This is a genomic window from Pseudoalteromonas luteoviolacea NCIMB 1942 (genome assembly GCF_001625595.1).
Classification (GTDB): domain Bacteria; phylum Pseudomonadota; class Gammaproteobacteria; order Enterobacterales; family Alteromonadaceae; genus Pseudoalteromonas; species Pseudoalteromonas luteoviolacea_A.
In genome coordinates this window covers 100042-119018 of record NZ_AUXT01000183.1, presented here as the reverse complement: position 1 = coordinate 119018, position 18977 = coordinate 100042, and the positions used below count along the sequence as shown (strand labels likewise).

17 protein-coding genes are annotated in these 18977 nt (G+C 40.5%); 15 read left to right on the top strand and 2 right to left on the bottom strand.

Going from position 1 to position 18977, the window contains the following annotated elements; all coding sequences use genetic code 11:
- Window positions 1-152: 152 nt before the first annotated feature.
- The gene (locus tag N482_RS17085) at window positions 153-659 is read left to right on the top strand and encodes a hypothetical protein (RefSeq protein ID WP_063378182.1); all 507 of its coding nucleotides are present in this window, start codon (window positions 153-155) and stop codon (window positions 657-659) included.
- Here N482_RS17085 and N482_RS17080 read toward each other — a convergent pair.
- Window positions 656-1378: a spermidine synthase gene (locus tag N482_RS17080; RefSeq protein ID WP_063378181.1), complete on the bottom strand. Its 723-nt coding sequence runs from the start codon at window positions 1376-1378 to the stop codon at window positions 656-658. The genes N482_RS17085 and N482_RS17080 overlap by 4 nt on opposite strands.
- Before the next feature lie 194 nt (window positions 1379-1572).
- On the opposite strand from N482_RS17080, the gene N482_RS17075 reads away from it, so the two are divergent.
- The 8 genes from N482_RS17075 to N482_RS17040 all read left to right on the top strand — a co-directional run bounded on the left by N482_RS17075 (window position 1573) and on the right by N482_RS17040 (window position 10624).
- Window positions 1573-2328, top strand: coding sequence for a substrate-binding periplasmic protein (locus tag N482_RS17075; RefSeq protein ID WP_231100886.1), 756 nt, complete (start codon window positions 1573-1575; stop codon window positions 2326-2328).
- Window positions 2329-2433: 105 nt separating this feature from the next.
- Window positions 2434-3930, top strand: a complete 1497-nt coding sequence (locus N482_RS17070; protein ID WP_063378180.1) for a sensor histidine kinase — start codon at window positions 2434-2436, stop codon at window positions 3928-3930.
- Window positions 3931-3933: 3 nt separating this feature from the next.
- Complete coding sequence (locus tag N482_RS17065; RefSeq protein ID WP_063378179.1) at window positions 3934-4389, top strand: response regulator; 456 nt, start codon at window positions 3934-3936, stop codon at window positions 4387-4389.
- Window positions 4389-5834 (top strand): sensor histidine kinase, encoded by a 1446-nt coding sequence (locus N482_RS17060; protein ID WP_155730625.1) that lies wholly within the window; start codon window positions 4389-4391, stop codon window positions 5832-5834. Before N482_RS17065 ends, N482_RS17060 begins: the two co-directional genes overlap by 1 nt.
- 177 nt (window positions 5835-6011) lie before the next feature.
- The gene (locus N482_RS17055; protein WP_063378178.1) at window positions 6012-6668 is read left to right on the top strand and encodes an ABC transporter ATP-binding protein; all 657 of its coding nucleotides are present in this window, start codon (window positions 6012-6014) and stop codon (window positions 6666-6668) included.
- On the top strand, window positions 6661-9084 hold the full coding sequence (locus tag N482_RS17050) for an ABC transporter permease (RefSeq protein ID WP_063378177.1): 2424 nt from the start codon (window positions 6661-6663) through the stop codon (window positions 9082-9084). The genes N482_RS17055 and N482_RS17050 overlap by 8 nt, the downstream gene beginning before the upstream one ends.
- Before the next feature lie 12 nt (window positions 9085-9096).
- A complete protein-coding gene (locus N482_RS17045) occupies window positions 9097-10161 on the top strand; it encodes a lipocalin-like domain-containing protein (protein WP_063378176.1) in 1065 nt (354 codons plus the stop codon).
- A gap of 127 nt (window positions 10162-10288) precedes the next feature.
- Window positions 10289-10624 carry a zinc ribbon domain-containing protein YjdM gene (locus tag N482_RS17040; protein ID WP_063375044.1) on the top strand — a complete coding sequence of 112 codons (336 nt, stop codon included), beginning with the start codon at window positions 10289-10291 and terminating at the stop codon, window positions 10622-10624.
- A gap of 44 nt (window positions 10625-10668) precedes the next feature.
- Here the strand turns inward: N482_RS17040 and N482_RS17035 are convergent, their stop codons facing one another.
- The gene (locus N482_RS17035) at window positions 10669-12366 is read right to left on the bottom strand and encodes a GGDEF domain-containing response regulator (RefSeq protein WP_063378175.1); all 1698 of its coding nucleotides are present in this window, start codon (window positions 12364-12366) and stop codon (window positions 10669-10671) included.
- Window positions 12367-12534: 168 nt separating this feature from the next.
- Here N482_RS17035 and N482_RS17030 point away from each other — a divergent pair, with 168 nt between their 5' ends.
- Genes N482_RS17030 through N482_RS17005 form a run of 6 tightly spaced genes read left to right on the top strand, consistent with a single transcriptional unit; the run spans window position 12535 to window position 18928 of the window.
- Window positions 12535-14517 carry a sensor histidine kinase gene (locus N482_RS17030; protein WP_063378174.1) on the top strand — a complete coding sequence of 661 codons (1983 nt, stop codon included), beginning with the start codon at window positions 12535-12537 and terminating at the stop codon, window positions 14515-14517.
- The gene (locus tag N482_RS17025; protein ID WP_063378173.1) at window positions 14504-14938 is read left to right on the top strand and encodes a response regulator; all 435 of its coding nucleotides are present in this window, start codon (window positions 14504-14506) and stop codon (window positions 14936-14938) included. Before N482_RS17030 ends, N482_RS17025 begins: the two co-directional genes overlap by 14 nt.
- A 2-nt stretch (window positions 14939-14940) precedes the next feature.
- Window positions 14941-16032, top strand: a complete 1092-nt coding sequence (locus N482_RS17020) for a sensor histidine kinase (RefSeq protein WP_063378172.1) — start codon at window positions 14941-14943, stop codon at window positions 16030-16032.
- Window positions 16033-16062: 30 nt separating this feature from the next.
- Window positions 16063-17052 carry an ABC transporter substrate-binding protein gene (locus N482_RS17015; RefSeq protein WP_063378171.1) on the top strand — a complete coding sequence of 330 codons (990 nt, stop codon included), beginning with the start codon at window positions 16063-16065 and terminating at the stop codon, window positions 17050-17052.
- Window positions 17053-17063: 11 nt separating this feature from the next.
- Entirely contained in the window at window positions 17064-18500 is a 1437-nt protein-coding gene (locus N482_RS17010; RefSeq protein ID WP_063378170.1) for a sensor histidine kinase, read from the top strand.
- A gap of 5 nt (window positions 18501-18505) precedes the next feature.
- On the top strand, window positions 18506-18928 hold the full coding sequence (locus N482_RS17005) for a response regulator (protein ID WP_063378169.1): 423 nt from the start codon (window positions 18506-18508) through the stop codon (window positions 18926-18928).
- Window positions 18929-18977 lie beyond the last annotated feature (49 nt).

Genomic DNA, 18977 nt, shown 5'->3' with positions numbered 1-18977 from the left:
ACGCTAATTCGACTGTGGTTGTGTAATCTAGCTTTGCAAACAGCGATTTTTACAACTTTGTGCTGAATCGAAGCGGTTTAACTTGTCAATCAGTTATAAATAGCTAAGATCTTCCGCCTGACTGAGTAATTTGCCGCCTAGCAGAGCGAGACATGCCAAAATCTAAAACGAGCCAGCTAATCTACACGGTTGTATTGAACCGATGGTTTTTGCTTTTTCCACTTATCCTTATTTGTTTACTCGTCACGAATATAACGGTTGAAGATCTACGCTTTTTATTTGGCCATATGGATGAGCATGGTTATCAAAATGTGATCGATAATGAGTCAACCATCACCATTTTATTGATTGGGTTTGGCGCAGTAATGGATGGCAGAAAAATTTTGTCGAAGCGCGCTTGGGATAGTAAGCAAGATACACGCTTAGTTGAACATAAACAGCTCAATGAAACATCTGAATACTATGGCTTTATGCTCATCGTAATAGGAATTTCCATTGAGATTGTAGATCAACTAGCTAACTATCTACGTAATTTCCATCTTGAGCTTTTGGTATTTGAAGCTTGGTTTAGCATCATTTTGAATATTGTTGCTGTGGGTGTGATGCTAAAAGCGACTTACAAAATCGCGGTGATGGAAAAGCATCGCCATCAGCTTTAAAGCTTGAGTTCAAATAAAGCTTGGGCGCGCCAAATTGGATCCAAGCGAGTGTTATCTAGGCTTATCAACCAAACAAAGTTGGCAAATTGCTCGGCTTTATAACCATAAATAGTGGTCCCTAAAAAGGTTTCGCTTAATATTTTATGTAATTGTTCTAGTTGTGTTTGAGAAGTGAGCACGGTATTGAGGACTATCCAACCGGTGTTGTCCGCATGCTTTTTTAAATCTTGATAAAAATCCGGCTCAAACATAAAGGGAACGGGTTGCTCTGAGTCAAATACATCTACAAAAATCAAATCGAAAGGCTGGGAATTGAAATTGGACATGAATTGGCGAGCGTCCATGCAATGTATTGTGTGGTTTTTTTGTTGCGGGTTAAAATGTCGCTGGTATAACTCAATTACCGTGCTTTCATATTCGACGACTTCTATTTGAATTTTTGGGAAGTGGGTAGATAGATGCCTTAGTATGCCTCCCCCTCCTAATCCAAGTTCCAAAGCGCGGCTGACATTATGCATGACGTTGAGTGGCAGCACCATAAATAACATGTGTGGAAACATCAAGGCATCGGGGCGTTCTAGTGACATTGCCGTTTGCACGCACCCGTCAATACTAAGCCATCTTAAATCCTCATTTTCATACACTTCGAAAAGTCTATTTTCATCATTTACCTGTGCAAGGCACGTTAAATTGTTATTTTGCTCTGTTGTTTTTGACATACTAATTTCGGAACACTGAAAAGACAGGATATATTCTAGTAATTAATTTATTGTTTTGTAATAACTATGTGTTTTTTGTAGTGATATGCTACTAGTGTTTAGTGTGTTAATTAAAACTAAAGTAGGTAACTGTGCTGTTGATCTTTTACGCAATAATTGTCAGACTCGTTGTAATTGAGTGTGTGAAATAAGTAATGAAGTATCATTTTTTTAATATTCTGTTGCCTCTGGTGATGTTGATTTCAAGTGCATCTGTGCACGCACAAATGATCCGTTTTATAGCAGAGGATCTTCCTCCGTATCACTTTATTAATGATGCGGGAAAGCCTGATGGTGGTTTAGTTGAAATTGCGAAAGCATTGCAGGCCCAAAGTGGCCTAAAAGCTAAAATTGAGATTTTACCAATGGCTAGAGCACACCACGAATTACAAACGAAAAACAATGTGGTAATGCTGGCTTGGTTGAAAACCCCATCTAGAGAGCGAGGCTACAAGTTTTTAGGGTCTATGTGTCAGATCTCAGCTTCATTGATTGGACTAAAAGAGAATGAATTGAATCTGACAGATCTTAACCAGGCAAAACAATATCGTATCAGTACAATTCGGGGGTATTATAGTGAAGAGTATTTGCGCCAGGCAGGGTTTTCGGAAGATCATGACCTTGTTCTCGTTTCTCACTATACTAGCCTTTGGCAGCTCTTATACAAAGGGCGCACAGATCTTATCTTGACTAATACCCAAACGATTCAGCGAGAGTTGGATAAGCTTGGGCTTGATCCAGATATGCTTGAATATAAGTTAACACTTAAGGACTTCCCGTCTCAGCTGCATTTAGCTGCAAATCAAAGCTTTCCCGATGATATTGCTGGTAAAATTAGTACAGCACTTGAACAGTTGAAATCGTCAGGCCAATATCAAAAAATAATTCAGAAATGGCGCATGCCAAACTAGTTAAACTACTAATAGAGACTTATTTTTTCTAATATTCAGCAGTACACAATTCCATTGACTACACTTTTTAATCTAGGCTAAGTGTTAGGAAACTTATAAAGCAAGATGGAAATCGGTGACTTGCAGCTGCAAACCGTGATGGACGGTGTCAAAGACGGATTCATCATGACCAATGAAAGTGGCGAAATCATTAGCTTTAACCGCTCAGCAGCAAATATTTTTGGTTACTCTAAGCAAGAAGCCATAGGAGCCAACATCACATCTTTAATGTCATCCGAATACCGACCCCTGTATTTTAAATATCTGCAAGGCCTTTCATCTTCAAATTATGATACTTCAGCCGCAAGTCTAGAGGTTTTAGTTGTACACAAAAGTGGTAGCATTTTTCCTGTTGAGCTCTCGGTTAGCGCGCTTACTATCAATAATGAAATTGCTTACCTCGGTAGCGTCAGAGATATCACTGAACGAAAAGAAGCGGACCAATCTATCAAGTCTTACATTGAGCACATTGAAACAATCATGGATACGGTGCTTGATGGTCTTATTACGATTGATATGAAAGGCGTGATCCACAGTTTTAACGCTGCGGCTGAGGCAATTTTTGGCTACCGAGCCGGTGATGTGGTAGGGCGAAATGTAAAAATGTTGATGCCAGAGCCTTATCAATCAGAACATGACTCGTATTTGACTAACTACCATGACACGGGTGTAAATAAAATCATAGGAATTGGGCGAGAGATAACAGGAAGGCGACATAATGGCTATTTGTTTCCCATGGAGTTAGGCGTAAATAAAATGGTGGTGCAAGGCAAAACCATGTTTGTTGGCACCGTGCGTGATATATCAGAGCGTAAAGCTGCCGAAGCCGCGATTGATTCCTATATTAGAAAATTACAGGTCAGTAACTCGGAGTTAGATCAATTTGCTTATATAGCGTCACATGATCTAAAAGAGCCTCTGAGGGGACTTGCCAACAACGCTTTGTTTTTGGAAGAGGACCATGGTGAAGCGATAGGAGAAGAAGGTGTACGGAGAATTCAAAGGATCCGGTTTTTGTGTACGCGAATGGAAAAACTAGTAGACAGTTTACTCTACTACTCGAGACTAGGGCGTCAGGATCTTGCAGTTGAAAAAGTCGACTTGAATGTACTTATCGATAACGTGATTGAACTTACACTTCCAGAAGAAACAGCGCAATGTGTGGAGCTATCCATTCCTAAATCGTTACCTCATGTCACTTGCGATAAACCTAAAGTCTCAGAGCTATTTCGCAACCTTATTTCGAATGCGGTCAAATACAATAAGTCCACCACAAAAGAAATTGAAATTGGTGTTAAGTCTTGTATCGAACCTATAAACAACACCTTAGAGACGCGTGTTTTTTACGTGAAAGATAACGGCCAGGGCATAGACAGTCGCTTTTTTGAGGATATTTTTAGAATATTTAAACGTTTGAATGAAGAGGATGACTCAGTGCGGGGTACTGGTGTTGGACTCACTTTTGTTAAAAAAATTATTGAACGCCATAACGGGCAGATTTGGGTTGAATCGGAACTCGGCCGAGGTAGCTGCTTTAACTTTACATTGAAGCTAGGAGACTAACAGATGGATAAAGACTTGGGTCTGCTTTTGCTGGTAGATGATAATCCAGACGACTTTGAAGCGATTTTACGGAGTTTAAGAAAAAGCCACTTCATGAACCCAATTCAGTGGTGTCAATCAGGTCAGGATGCGAAGGATTTTTTGTATAAAATGGGGAAATATAAAAAACATGAGCATTTAAAAAGGCCGGTATTGGCACTCGTTGATTTAAATATGCCTGGGCTAGATGGCAGACAATTGCTACGTGAATTAAAAGCCGACTCCAAAATGTGCTCTATTCCGATTGTGGTATTAACCACGTCCAGCGACCCGCAGGATGTTGAGTCTTGTTATGCACTTGGCGCTTCTGCTTATATTCAAAAACCGGTCGAATTTGATGACTTAGCCATTGCGTTTAAAAAGCTTAAAGACTTTTGGTTTGACGTGGCTCTATTACCTACAACGGACGGGTACGACTAGTGCTTAAATCTTATATTTTATTTATCTCTGATAATGTTGAATGTATCGAGTTGTTTATACACGCTGTAAAAGACAGCGGTGGCAAGCAAAAGCTATATTTATCATCATCAATGGCTGACGGGCTGAAAAAGGCTGAAGACATCAGCGCAGACTTTGTATTCATAGATAACATGTTGTTTAAAGCTGAGGCCATTGATGAGCTTTTACATGTTACGTCAAGTATTTACATTGCGTTTGGCACGGGGAAACACCGACTTGATACGCAAGCTCATGGTGAACTCTCAACAATTGATTTGAACAGCCCCAATGTATGCAATGTGATGGCAGAAATTTTGGACTCAGTATGTTTACCTCACTCGCAAAATGCAGACATTGGTCGTAATCAAAACTCACTATTTGATGCTGAATTTTTAGATCTGGTGATAGAAAGTGTCCCCAACTACCTTTTTGTTAAAGATACACAATTTAGAATTGTACGAGCTAACCAAACATTTTTATCTTTATACCCAGAGTCTTACAGAGATAAGGTTATTGGCTCAACCACGATTGAAGACTATGACCCCGATGAGGCCAAAGAGTTTTTAGAAAAAGACAGTGAAGCGTTCGCTTGTGGTTATAGCGAGACCGTAGAGAGAATCCAATTTCCAAACGGTGATTCGCGAATATTATTTACGCAAAAAAAGAAATTCACAGATGAACATAATCAGGATTACATTCTGTGCATTGCAACAGATGTTACTGAACGAGAAGATCTTATCAAAAAGCTAACTAAGTCCAATCAAGACTTGGAGCGGTTTGCGTATAGCGCTTCACATGATTTAAAGTCACCGCTTAATGCCATCAAGAACTTAGCCAGCTGGATAGAGGAGGACTATTTTGATGCATTTCCTGAAGGGGCCAAAGAAAACTTTCGCTTAATTAAAAGTCGCAGTATTCGTATGGCAACGCTGCTTGATGACTTGTTGGCATATTCAAGGGTACAAAAATGCCTAGAGGATGAAGAATGGGGCTATTTAGATGTGGTCGTAGATTCAGTCTTATCTGTGATTGAGCAATCAAATAAATTTACGGTTAAAGTTGTTGGGCCTAGATTAAAACTGCCGCGCGTAGCGTTTCAAATCGTGGCTATGAATTTAATCGGTAATACTATTAAACATCATCACAAAGGCTGTGGTGAGATAACCATCTGGGTTAAAGCTAACCCCAAAGGTAATCAAATTTCATTTATTGATGATGGGCCGGGTATTCCAATTACATACAGCAAGAAAATATTTGAAATGTTTCAAACTTTGCAATCAAAAGACGTGATTGAAGGCAGTGGGGTGGGCTTGGCACTGGTTAAAAAAGTACTGGAGTACTATGAAGGATCTATCGTACTCAATGCAACACATCAAAACGGCGCAAGGTTTGACGTATTATGGCCTGCTTGCAATAGAAAAACCTAAATAGCGCACCTTTATTTTGCACTATTGCACTACTTTGCTGTTCGACTTGCTCATGTAAATATGTGTGGGCTCATCTCTATAAAAACACATTTTGTTGTAATTTTCATAGTCTTAGAACTGGATCATTAGTTGCAATTTAGTGCAAACTAATCACTCGATGCAATTACAGAGATAGTAATGATCCAGCTAAATCAGGTGACATTTTCTAGGACTGACGGCTCAACTCAAAGGCGTATTATTGATGACTTATCCATCACTATTGGTGACGGACAGCAAGTTGCACTAGTAGGTGACAGTGGTTCCGGCAAAACCACGTTACTCAACTTATTAGCAGGCTTGCTTGTGCCTACCCAAGGTGAAATCATTGTAAACGACAATCTGATTTCTCACTTTAATGACAATCGGCTAGCTCTTTATCGTCGAACAATCGGTGTGATATTTCAACACTATCAACTACTTGAATCATTGACTGTGGCTGACAATATAAGCTTTCAAGTAAGGTTAAACGGCTTTATAGTTGAGCGCTCCCAACTAGATTCTTTGGCTTTGCGGCTCGGTATTGTTGATAAACTAGATGTTTTACCCAACCAGCTAAGTGGTGGTGAACAACAACGTGTTGGGATCGCAAGAGCGATTATAAATCGGCCTAAAGTTATTCTTGCGGATGAACCCACTGGCAACTTGGATAGTGAGCGCAGCCAAGAAGTGGTGGATTTATTACAAATGCTATGTAGTGAAAGTAACATAAATCTTGTGATGGTAACCCACAGTCAAAGGCTGGCTAAACAATTTCAAACGCAACTTCGCCTGAAAAATGGAAAGCTGTATGACTGAACTGCGTCTTATTTTCTATTCTTATAGCCAGTTCTATCTGAGACATAAAGGGTTGCTGCTGCTATTCATGCTAGGTTTTAGTTTGGGCAGTGCACTTATCAGTGCAATTTATGGACTAAATTTAGAAGCATCAAAGCGTTACAGTAATAGCAGTGCACTACTTGAAAACCCAGTTACTCACTTTATTAAACCGAAATTGGGTGAAGGACGGATCTCCCACGAGCTCTGGCAGAGCCTCTCTCGACAACCAAACTTAAACTTGGAGCCGGTACTTGAAGGGCGCGTGCAGCTTGAAGACAGGCGTTGGTTAAGTATTCGAGGTGTTGATTTACTCAAGTGGGTTAAGTTAGGTAATGGTGTGTCAGATCAGTTAAACCAAGGCCAGCCCAATAGGGGGCGTTTATTTGATACGGTGTTTTTAGATCCAAAAGTGATTGCGCGATTAGGAGAAAAAACAGCGCAACAAGCGGTGACAATTGATGATACAGAATATCAAGTTAGCCCGATGGAAGGGCTGGGCCACCAAGCACTTATGGACATCAGCTTAGCTGACAAGTTATTACATGCGAATGGTGAGCTGAGCTTTGTAGAAGTGATTGAATTGGATGACGCAAGCGCAAAATCAATGACTACCGTGTTGACGCAAAAAGCACGTTTGGAGAGTGCGACAGAACAAGCATTTGATACGCTCTCAGGGCCGTTTTTCTTCAATCTTCAAGCTTTAGCATTTTTAGGTTACATCGTAGGTGCCTTTTTGAGCTTTAATGCGATTAAATTGGCGGTTTCTGCGCGTAAAAAGCTACAGCAGCAGTTATATGTACTCGGCTGCCAACAACGAAGACTTACGCAAGCTGTTGTTATTGAATTATTATGCTTGGGCTTTATTTCTGCTTATTTAGGGACACTACTCGGGGTGTCTCTTGCTAACGTCTTAGTCACTGATGTTGGGCGGGTTCTACGTAGTTTTTATCAGCTAGATAGAGGCCTAGTCGTTGGTTTTGATTATTCTATGGTGCTGCTGGGTTTTGCTTTAAATACCTTAGTACTGGTGTGTTTTTTAATTTCGCAAAAAACGATTGCACCAATATTCAAAAAAAGAGCTGTTGGGGGCCTGTTCGGATTGAGCATAGTTAGCTCTATAGTTCTGTGGCTCAACGCCGACAATAAATTTACGGCACTGATGTTGTGTGCTTGTGTGTTAGTCGCCTTTTTTATCGTCACGCCAGGCATACTTAAATGGGTTTTCGGTTGTAAGTGGCCGACTCACTCTCCATTGCTTTTATGGATTAAAGCAGACAGCAAAAATCAAATTAATGAGCTACTGAGCGCAGTATTGGCAACCCTTATGGCGATGGGCGCTGCCATTGGCATGCAGGTGATGGTAAACAGCTTCAGTACTGCGTTGGACAGCCATCTACAAAAGCGCCTCAGTGCAGATTTATACATTCGGCCATCAGTCGTATCAGAACGCATGGGGAATGAGCTGAAAGGATCTGACAAATTTGAAAAAGTTGGCGTATATTGGCAGGCACAAACAGAGCTGACGTATAACGCGAAGCGTTTAGCTGTAAAGCTCGTGAGCTTTGGTCAAAGCGTAGATTTCCACAGTCATATCACTTTGCTTGGTCAAATACCTGTTAGCGCCGCGCATATAGCGCCTGAAACGAGCCGAGAGTTGGCGCGTTGTATGGTAAACGAACCAGGGTGGCGAATTTATGGTATTGAGGTTGGCGAGATCATTGAGTTGCAACAAGGCGCTAAGTTAATGAGCTGTCGGGTAAGCGGTATTTATTATGACTATGGGGAACAAAGCACCACAATTCTAGTAACAACCTCGGAGATAGAAAATGCAAAGTTTGTTTATGAAGCGTACGGCTATTCTTTGACCTTGAAACAAAATCAAGACATCGATGTTGTTGCACAACATCTCAAAGAAACTTACGCCCTTGAAACGAGTCAAGTCAGTGTGAACAAAACTTTTAAAGAGTTTGCAAAACAATTATTTGAAAATACTTTCAAGGTAACTCATGCGCTTAACTTATTCATTATGATGATTGCACTGTTTGGTATTTGGGTTAGTTTCTTAACGTTGGGTCGCCAGCAGTTGCAGCCTATGGCTGTATTGCAAACGCTTGGTGTAACAAGGTCACAGTTGTTTTGGAGTAAGTTGCTGCAAGCGTGTGTGATATTAGTGGTCACCACATTACTGGCAATTCCACTGGGCATTCTGCTTGGCTGGGTGTTGCTGGCTTATGTGATGCCAATTGCATTCGGTTGGAGTATGGCACTCGTTTTAAGTTGGCCGGATATTTTTGGTTTTTGTTTGGTGGTACTTTTTCTGGCTTTGATAGCCAGTGCTTTGCCACTGATTAAATTAATTCGACGCAATGTTGCTGATAGTGTCACAAGTTTGTAGAGGCTAAGTTATATGTATCGTCACGCAATCTATCTAATCATGACCTGCACATTATTTGCAGGGTGCAGTGAACAAAAACCAACCACTGCGTCGCAGTTTTCATTTTCTCAGCATATTGGTGAAGCTGTTAAACCGGGCACAAAATTAGAGTTTCCAAAAGATCATGGGATCCACCCTGAGCAGGGGCTTGAATGGTGGTACATAACTGCCAACCTTGAAAGTGAGTCGAAACAACAATTTGGTGCTCAGTGGACATTATTTCGGGTGAGTACACCGCACCTTTCCAGCGACACTAATAGTGCGTGGTGGGATGGACAATTTTACTTTGCGCACTTTGCACTGCAAACTGATGAAAGTCATGTGGCATTTGAAAAGTCAGGCCGTTCGGGGTCTGTCGTGGTTAATGCCTCCCCATTTATAGCTCAAATTCAAGATTGGCAATTATCAAGTGAGGGCGAAGCGTATTTACCACTTAATCTGCAAGCTAGTACGTCTGGTTATGGCGTCAATCTGACGCTCGACAATAGCCCGAGGGTGCTACATGGTGACAATGGTTATAGCCAGAAAACACATGATGGTCACGCCTCTATGTACTACAGCTACCCATTTCTCCAAGCCTCCGGTAGTGTCGAATTTGCGGGGCAGGCATTTAAAGTGACAGGCCGAGCTTGGCTTGATCGGGAGTGGTCTTCTGCGTTTATAGATCCGAATCAAGCGGGGTGGGACTGGTTTAGTTTACAAGCAACAGATACCAATGAAGGCGGATTGATGGCATTTTGTATCCGTGGCGCAGATCAGAGTTATGAATACTGTAGCGCGACGACCATTAATACTCAGGGAGCCAGTATTGCTTATAGCAGCGATCAAGTGTCACTTGAAGTGCTTCAATCGCGAAAACTAGACGGCAAGGTTTACCCGCAAAAGTGGCGTTTGCAAGTGGCCGGGCTTGCACCGATTGACATTCAAAGCATTAACCCGGACTCACGCAACAAACTCAGTATTCCTTATTGGGAGGGAAGAGTGAAAAGCAGCGGTGGGTTTAATGCAACAGGGTATGGCGAATTGGTTGGGTATTAAATTAGACCAAAAAGCGCATAGCGTGTTTCTAAAACAGAAAAGTCTCATAAAATAGCGATTTCTGCTCGCGCATGTTGTGCTTAAGCATTATTATGCGCGACAAAGAAACTTATATAGGCAGTAAAGTATGTCTTGTCCTCCTTGCCCTAAATGTAGCTCTGAATACGTATATCAGGATCAAAATCAATTGATCTGCCCTGAGTGTGCCTACGAATGGGATCCGTCAGCAGTAGAAGAAGACGACACGCCACAAGTAAAAGACGCAAATGGCACTTTGTTGGTCGATGGTGATAAAGTCACCGTAGTAAAAGACTTAAAAATTAAAGGTAGTTCTCAAGTAATTAAAATTGGTACTAAAGCGCTTGTGAGACGAGTTCTAGACAAAAAAGACCATGAACTTGACTGTAAAGTGGATGGTGTTGGTGAAATGATGGTTACTGCAAAGTTTGTCAAAAAAGCATAAGCGGAATAACCATGTAGATGAGTGGACGTGCCAGCTTCACTCTTTTATATTTTCTTGAGGGTTGCCTTAACTTCAGAAAATGACAAGGGCTTAGAAAAGTAATAGCCCTGTAGACAAGAAACGTTGGCTTGCTTACAAAGCGTTACATGGGCCTCAAATTCCACGCCTTCTGCAACCGTTTCGATAGACAAACTGCGCAGCATATTTGCCAAACCTACCAGCATTAATTTTGCTTTCTCATCTTGTAATGTTCTTTCTATCAAGCTTTTATCAAACTTTACGATGTCGATAGGGTAGTTTAAGAGGTGAGATATTGAAGAAAAGCCAGTACCAAAATCATCAAGTGCAATTTTACAGCCTTTTGATTTAATGGACTTGAGTGTATCCATTGTTGACTCACTATTTTCAAGCAGTGCAGTTTCTGTTACTTCAATGATGACCTTCGTCAAGTCTACATTGTAGTGTTTAGCTTGCTGCTGTAAAAAAGTAGGCAAGTTTAAGTCGTGAATTTGTAGCGGTGATAAGTTAATGGCCAATTCGACCTGATTATTTATATTGCTATGACATAGATCTGCATATTGGCTGAGTGCTTTTTGAATAATAAGACGACCAAAAGCTTCTATGAGCCTGGTTTTCTCGGATATATGGATATATTCAGCAGGGCTTGCTCCCGAGGCTTTTACAGGTAGCCTAACAAGTGCTTCGAGAGATTTTACCGCGTCGTTTTTACCGTGGAGAATGGGTTGATAATATACCTCAAAATTTTGGGTTTTAATGGCTTCTCTAAGCTCACTTTCAATTTGAAATAACTTAAAGAACTCTTGCTCTAGTATCTCATCGTAAAAACAAACTTGATTTTTTCCGCCATTCTTTGCTTTGTACATGGCAATATCAGCTTGCTTAAGGAGATCTTCTGTTGTTGTTTTTGATGCGCTGAGTGTAATGCCAATACTTGCTGTACTGTGGATCTCATGTTTGGAGAAAATAAAGGGCTTTTCAAAGCTTAATAATACCCGCTCAGCGATAATCAGAGCTGCATCGGCATCACGTACGCCTGAAAACATAAAAGCAAATTCATCACCACCAAGGCGCGCGAACAACGGGCTTTCACGAAATGAATACCTCACTCTATTTGCAAGCTCCTGTAAAACGGCATCTCCAGCAGAGTGTCCAAGACTGTCATTGATCATTTTAAAACCATCGATATCAAGCAGCATTACAACGACATAGCCCTCTAAGCTACGCATGTTAACTAACAGTGAGTTTAAGGCGGTTTCAAAATAACTACGATTGAATAAACCTGTAAGGGGATCTCGTTCAGCCAGTTGTTTGACTTGTTGATAGCTTTTGGAGAGTTTGTTTTCGAGTTCAATTCTTTTTTGTGATTGTTTAATACATCTAAGTAGCTGAGTGGAGGTCACTTCATCTTTGAGCAATAAGTCCTGCGCACCTGCATTTATGCAATTGATCAGTAACTCTTCATCACTATTGTTTGTCAGCATAATAATGGCGGAACATTCACACATTTTTTGCGACTTCAGCTCGACGAGTACTTGTAGGCCATTTCGTCTAGGCATCTGATAATCCAACAAAATGACGTCATATTGGGCTGCTTGAATAGCACTTAAACCATCTTCAGCACTGTTGACTTCCTTGAGATCAAACTTTTGCAAAGAGCAATTTAGTGCTTCTTTGACGAGTTCACGGTCTATTTTCTGATCGTCAACCAGTAAAATATTCATTGCTGTTGCTCCTTATTCCCAAAATACGCCCAAACCATGCAGGCGAATACAGCAATCTGATACGAAAAGACTAGTTCAAGCTGGTGCAATGAGCTAGCCAACTGGGCAATTAGTTACTAACTTTGTATTAGCGTGTACGTGTTTATACTGCTAACTAAGGATAATTAGTTGATAAATAATATTGGAAACCCATCACAGCGCCTGAAAATAGCCGTGGCGGTGGTTTTATCGGGTGTGCTAATCAGTGTTATGGTTTCTGTCCGTATCTGGTCGCTTTCAATTGAACAACATAACTCATTAATAAAACGCACTTCGATTGCTAAATCAGAGCTTATTGAGCACCATTTTGCTAGCTCCATGCCTGCAATCATCAACGCCCTTGAAAGAATGAGAAATCGTTGGATTGCACGTCAAGGCCCGCCCTTTTCAGAGTGGCAGTTAGATGCACAAGACTATGTCAATGATCATGCGGGGTTAAGGGCCGTTGAATGGGTGAACAAGGACTATATCGTTAAATGGGTTGTACCACTCGAAGGCAATGAATCAGCGTTTGATTTGGACCTGACTTTTGAAGTCGATCGTAAACAAGCATTGGATCAAGCTAGAGATTTAAAAACCTATACCTTATCCAAACCTGTGCAACTAGTACAAAGCGGGAAGGGGTTTTTAGCCTATTTTCCAATTTTCATGGAAAGTGACTTTGAAGGGTTTATTCTTGGTGTATTTGATATTTCTCCGTTGGTAGACAGCCTACTACCGCACGAGTTTATTGAAGATTACAATATTGAAATTCTTTCGGGTAATGAAGTGATGTACAGCAAAAAAGAAGCTGAACTAACTTATAATAAAAGAACGGGGCATACCCACTCGTTTACACTATATGATGTTAAATGGGATATTGCAGTGTGGCCCAGAAAAATAAAAGAGGGAACTGAAGACTCTCATATTCACTATATTGCGCTTATAAATGGTGTACTTATCTCTCTATTGGCGGGCGTTGCATTATTTTACCTACTTAAGTCCCTCATCTCAGAATCTATCATTAGCGCCAAAGATGCAGAGCAAAAAGCAACACTCGAAAATGCCATTGACGGAATTATCACCCTAGACAATAACGGGGTTATTCTAAGTGTAAACAGTACCGTAGAGCAGATATTCGATCGTCAGAGGGGGAACATGATTGGTCGAAAGTTGAGTGCCCTATTTGCAGAGCCATTTAGGACTGACTATGAACAGTGTGTGTGGCGTGAAGAACAACTGGACGAGGGCTGTGTCGAGATTGGCAAAGTACAAAGAGTTGCAGGCATGCTCAAAAATGGTCATGTGTTCCCATTAGACTTAGGGATCACCTCGTTCGAAATACACAAAGAACAGCTATTTTGCTGCGTTGTGAAAGATGTGTCTGTAGCTGTGAAGCTTGCTGAAGAAAAAGAGAAGTTGATTAAACAACTCTCAAAATCAAATGAAGAGTTAGATAACTTTGCCTATATTGCTTCGCATGATTTAAAAGAGCCGCTGCGCGCAATTCAAAACCACGCGTGTTTTTTAAAAGAGGACTATGAGTCGATACTCGGCAGTGATGGCGTATACAAATTAGATAGATTGGTTTATTTGGGTGCGAAAATGGAGCGCTTAATATCTGATTTAATGTACTACTCGAGGCTGGGTAGGGAAGAGCCTAATATGGATAGGTTTAATATGGTGTCTGCTGTTACAAGCACCAAAAGTCGACTGTCAGAATTGTTAGAAGAACACAACGCAGTTGTAACAATTTCAAGTGATTTTCCGACAGTTTACGGAAATCGAACTAGAATTGAAGAGCTGTTATACAATTTAATTGTGAATGGCTATAAATATAATCTATCGGATGAAAAAGTTATCAATGTACGTTTTGATGAAAATCTCAAAGCGTTTTGTGTTGAAGATAATGGCATTGGGATCGATTCACAGTTTGGGAGTGATGTTTTTAAAATATTCAAACGGTTAAATAGTCCCAAAAAGTTTGGGGAAGGCTCTGGAGCTGGATTGACCATCGCACAGAAAATAGTTGAACGGCACGGTGGCCGGATATGGTATGAGTCAGAGATAGGAAGTGGAACGCGCTTTTACTTTACGTTAAAGGATGATAATCAGAACAATGAAGGACAGTAAACTTATTCTAATCGTTGAAGATAGTGATGATGATTTTTACGCCACGTTACGAGCTTTTAAAAGAGATGGTAATTTATCTAACCCATTACGACGTTGCGAAGATGGCCAAGAGGCTTTGGATTATTTAAGAGCACCGTGGTCCGATGAACATTTGAAACCAGCGATCATATTGCTTGACCTCAATTTACCGGGTTTAGACGGCAGGCACGTATTAAAAAAAATAAAGCAGGATAAGCGCCTGTGTAATATCCCCGTTGTGGTATTAACAACTTCAAACGACGAAAAAGACATAGAAGAGTGTTACGACCTAGGGGCAAATACCTATATCCAAAAGCCTGTGAAACTCGACTCCTTGTTTGAGGCGATACAAAAGCTCACAGACTACTGGTTTCAAATTGCGATTCTTCCTAAAGGTAACTAGCTATGGAAGCCAATACACTTTTATTGATTGATGACTGTGAAGACGATCGGTATTTAATAAAACGTTTGATGAGAGAGCACAGCCCCAGATGGAGCATACAAGAAGCCGAGTCAGGTGAATATGGGCTGCAAATCTTACATGAAGTAAAGATTGACGCGATTTTGTTAGATTATTCTCTGCCAGGTTCTGATGGGTTGTACACATTGCCTCAAATTAAGCGAGCTCACCCCTTTATTCCTGTTGTCATGTTAACAGGTCAGGGCAATGAAAAAGTGGCCGTTGAGTCTATAAAAAAAGGGGCCTCAGATTACATCAGTAAAGGTGGGCTAACGCATTATGCATTGCTCAAAGCGGTGAATAATGCGATAGAGTCGATGCAGTTACAGCAAAGAATCGAAGAGCAGAATAAGGAACTGACACAATTTGCGCATGTGTTAGCACATGACTTAAAACAACCAGCAAATGCCATATTTAAAATGGGGCAGTTGATAACGAATAAATTTGCTCAAGATATGCCCCAAGAGGCATTGAACCAATTAAATTTACTTACTGAGTCTTCTTTACAGATGTTCCAGCTTATCGATGCACTGGTTTCATACACTCAGATGGATTTACACGCAGAACATTTAATCGAAAGTACCGATGTTACCAACTGTGTTGAACTTGCACTTGCTAATCTTGCGACTGAGGTGAGTAACAGTAACGCACAAATTAAATTTAGTGTGCTCCCTGTTATAAATGCTATCCCCTGTTTTATCGTTCAGCTATTTCAAATTCTTATTGATAATTCACTAAAGTACTGTGAGAAGCAGCCCGATTTAACCATTAGCCATCAAAGTGATGAGACGCATTGGTATTTTTCTATTCAAGACAATGGCATAGGTATTCCAACAGAATTTCGTGAAAAGGCCTTTGACCCTTTGTTTAGGTTGCATAGCGCAGATACCTACCAAGGCACTGGATTGGGGCTTGCAACTGCGAAAAGAATTATCAATAAACACGGCGGAGCTATCTATTTTTCTGATTGTGAAAATGAGGGAAGTAAGCTCAATTTTACCATTAAAAAAAGCCTGTTGAGCTGTGAAGTGTGGTAATGGGTCTCAAACAGATATTGAGAGGGTAAAATGAATTTAGTGACTTATTTTTTGTATGTATTTGCGCTTTTAACTTACTCATTGGCAAATGCACAGAGCAAGAAAGTACTTATAATTGAAACACTACCAGTGCCTATCGTTACCACGCATACACAATACATCTCGGCCGAGTTAAGTCGCCTAAATATGGATATTAAATTAGAAATATACAACGGTGATGGTCAGAGCGAAAGAATAGCCAACCATATATCAAAAAAGCTAAATTGTAATTGTATAGACCTCGTAATCACTAACGGTACACTGGCATCAAAGATTGGTAAGCGTGTTCTTAAAGGGAAAAGTATCCCTATGGTCTTTGTGACGGTGGCTGACCCGCATGGTGCAGGCTTGGTCCCTAGCAAAGATAGCACTGACTTAAACTTTATTGCTGGGTCAATCTATTCGGTAAAAAGAGGCACCAAACTTGAAATTGCGAATCAGTTATTGAAAGGCAAACAGACAGACATTGGTATTGTTGCAACAACGTACCCATCGGCACTGACGGACATAGCCAAACTCGAGTCGATCTCTAATAAATATAAAAATATTAATCTTGTAAAAAGGGTTGTTGATTATAAAGATACCAATGATGTGGAGCTGACGGATACCTATCTGCAAGCAAAGAATGCTGTCGTTTCCATTCAGCCTGAGGTGGACTTTTATTGGTCAGTGAATGGGCCATTTAGTGAAAAACAAAGCTTTGTCCCTGAAACTTCAAAGATTAAACCTGTATTGTATGGCGCCAATGTTAATTCAGTAATGCAAGGCGCGCTTTTCACAGTTATCCCCGATGTGCAAAGCGCTGCAGAGCAGGTTGCACAAATCGTAAAAGCTATATTTTCGGGCGTGAGTCCGCACAGCATAGCAGTAAAACCTGCGCCACGTAGTACAGTCGCATTTAATGTGAAGACAGCTACACGGCTTGGAATAGTCATTCCTTATGACTTGCTTAGTATTGCTGGCGATAATATTTTTCAATGAGCTTGATATCAATGAAGCTTAGGGATCTGATATTTATCACCTCGTTTCCGCTAGTGGTTATCGGTCCGATATTGGTGGGCGTTATCTCATACCAGTTTTTAAAGGAAATCACCTTTGATAAGCTTCAAGTTGTAAACGCGCTTCATACGAAGGACTTTGTCGAATTACATGTTAATGCACGGCATGACATCTTAGTGAAGAATAAGATGGATGGTCTGAAAAATTACGTCAAAGCCTATAAAGATGAAGTGGTTGTAGAGGCTCAGTCCGAAGATGAGTCCTACAAGGGCAGTTTTGTTATTGTCGAAAACCAAGGGGAACGCTTTTTCTATAATAAGGGATACTTTGTCGGAGTGACTGATTTGGAGCTGAACTCAAGCTTAGCTGGATTACAGCGCGGTGACAGAATACTAAACTTGAGCGGCGAAAAGTACGTCTTTTCAAAGCTGCAATTTGCACCTTGGAAATGGGATATATATGGTCTTTACCCTGTTGAAGAAACCAGTGAGCTATTGAGAGAAGTTGCATTTGCAGCGTTTCTTGTATGTGGTCTGATTTTGGTCGTGTTATTTACTGTGACTTCTCTAATGTATAGATATTTTGTCATTAAGCCTTTGAGTGAAATAAGTTCATTTTCAGAGCGGTTATCTCACTTACATTTGGAAGGACGATTGAGAATTAAGTCACCAGAAGAGTTTAGGGTGCTGAGTAAACACCTAGACAGAATGCGAATTAGCTTAACTGAAAATATCGGTAGGATTGAAAAAGCGAATGAAGAATTAAGCCAGTTTTCTTATCGCACATCCCATGATTTAAAATCGCCTTTAACAGCTTCTAAAAAGTTAACTGAATACATTTTACAAGACATAGAAAGTGGTGACTTTGAAGAGGCAAAAAGCAGTGTCAAACGGGTTCAATCGCAGGTTACTAAACTAGAAAGTCTAGTTGACGATGTTTTATCTCTTACCAAAATAGACTTAATTACAGAAAATGAAGTTGAGTTCAATATTAAAGCGCTCATTGATGACATAGTCGATAAGCGTAAGACCTTCTTTGAAGAAGATTGTTGCACATTTTCGGTAATTGTTGATTTAACAGATCCCATAATCAGCGGACATAAAATTAGATATCAACAAATAATAGAAAACTTGGTTTCTAATGGGTTTAAATACAAAGATGAAACGAAACAAAACCCTTACGTTAAATTACATGTTGTCAGTGCCGGTGAACGCTTGTCAATCACGGTTGAAGACAATGGTGTAGGTATACCAGATAAGCACCATAGTGAAATATATCAGATGTTTAAGCGATTTCATCCCAGCTTAGCGTCTGGATCTGGGCTGGGTCTTGCGATTGTCAAAAAACATGTCGAAAGAATGCAGGGTAGCATTCATCTTACATCGTCGCAGCAAGGCTCAACCTTTCGAGTAGATATTAAAAGGAAATAAAATCAATGAATCCCATTTCGGTCTTGATTGTAGACGATAGCGAAGACGATCGATACATCCTAACAAGACAGCTTAAAGATACAAAAATCCCAATCAGTCAAATCTTTGAATGTAGTGAGGGTGCGTCAGCTTTGCGTTTTTTCGTGGACTACGCTAAAAATGTTGAGCGTTATTCGAATGGCTACCCGCCTACGTTTGTTTTTCTGGATATCAATATGCCGCTTATGGATGGATTTGAATTTTTGGAGGAGTTTAAAAAAATACAATCCAATCATGGCTTAGACCCCATTATTATTATGTTCAGCAGCTCTGACAGAAAAGAGGATGTTGACAGGGCTTCGGGGCTTTCAATAGTGAAAGCCTATTTAGTAAAAGGAAAATATGACATTGAGCAGCTCAAGGCTGAAATGTCTTTATCTGGTAGATAACAAAAGCTAATAGTTACGTTATGCAGTGAGTTACGCGCTTGCTGGATTC

Coding starts and splice junctions, on each gene's coding strand:
- N482_RS17035 (WP_063378175.1), bottom strand. CDS start 12,366: ATGAATATTTTACTGGTTGACGATCAGAAAATAGACCGTGAACTCGTC.
- N482_RS17065 (WP_063378179.1), top strand. CDS start 3,934: ATGGATAAAGACTTGGGTCTGCTTTTGCTGGTAGATGATAATCCAGAC.
- N482_RS17005 (WP_063378169.1), top strand. CDS start 18,506: ATGAATCCCATTTCGGTCTTGATTGTAGACGATAGCGAAGACGATCGA.
- N482_RS17045 (WP_063378176.1), top strand. CDS start 9,097: ATGTATCGTCACGCAATCTATCTAATCATGACCTGCACATTATTTGCA.
- N482_RS17015 (WP_063378171.1), top strand. CDS start 16,063: ATGAATTTAGTGACTTATTTTTTGTATGTATTTGCGCTTTTAACTTAC.
- N482_RS17020 (WP_063378172.1), top strand. CDS start 14,941: ATGGAAGCCAATACACTTTTATTGATTGATGACTGTGAAGACGATCGG.
- N482_RS17050 (WP_063378177.1), top strand. CDS start 6,661: ATGACTGAACTGCGTCTTATTTTCTATTCTTATAGCCAGTTCTATCTG.
- N482_RS17055 (WP_063378178.1), top strand. CDS start 6,012: ATGATCCAGCTAAATCAGGTGACATTTTCTAGGACTGACGGCTCAACT.
- N482_RS17010 (WP_063378170.1), top strand. CDS start 17,064: ATGAAGCTTAGGGATCTGATATTTATCACCTCGTTTCCGCTAGTGGTT.
- N482_RS17085 (WP_063378182.1), top strand. CDS start 153: ATGCCAAAATCTAAAACGAGCCAGCTAATCTACACGGTTGTATTGAAC.
- N482_RS17080 (WP_063378181.1), bottom strand. CDS start 1,378: ATGTCAAAAACAACAGAGCAAAATAACAATTTAACGTGCCTTGCACAG.
- N482_RS17070 (WP_063378180.1), top strand. CDS start 2,434: ATGGAAATCGGTGACTTGCAGCTGCAAACCGTGATGGACGGTGTCAAA.
- N482_RS17075 (WP_231100886.1), top strand. CDS start 1,573: ATGAAGTATCATTTTTTTAATATTCTGTTGCCTCTGGTGATGTTGATT.
- N482_RS17040 (WP_063375044.1), top strand. CDS start 10,289: ATGTCTTGTCCTCCTTGCCCTAAATGTAGCTCTGAATACGTATATCAG.
- N482_RS17025 (WP_063378173.1), top strand. CDS start 14,504: ATGAAGGACAGTAAACTTATTCTAATCGTTGAAGATAGTGATGATGAT.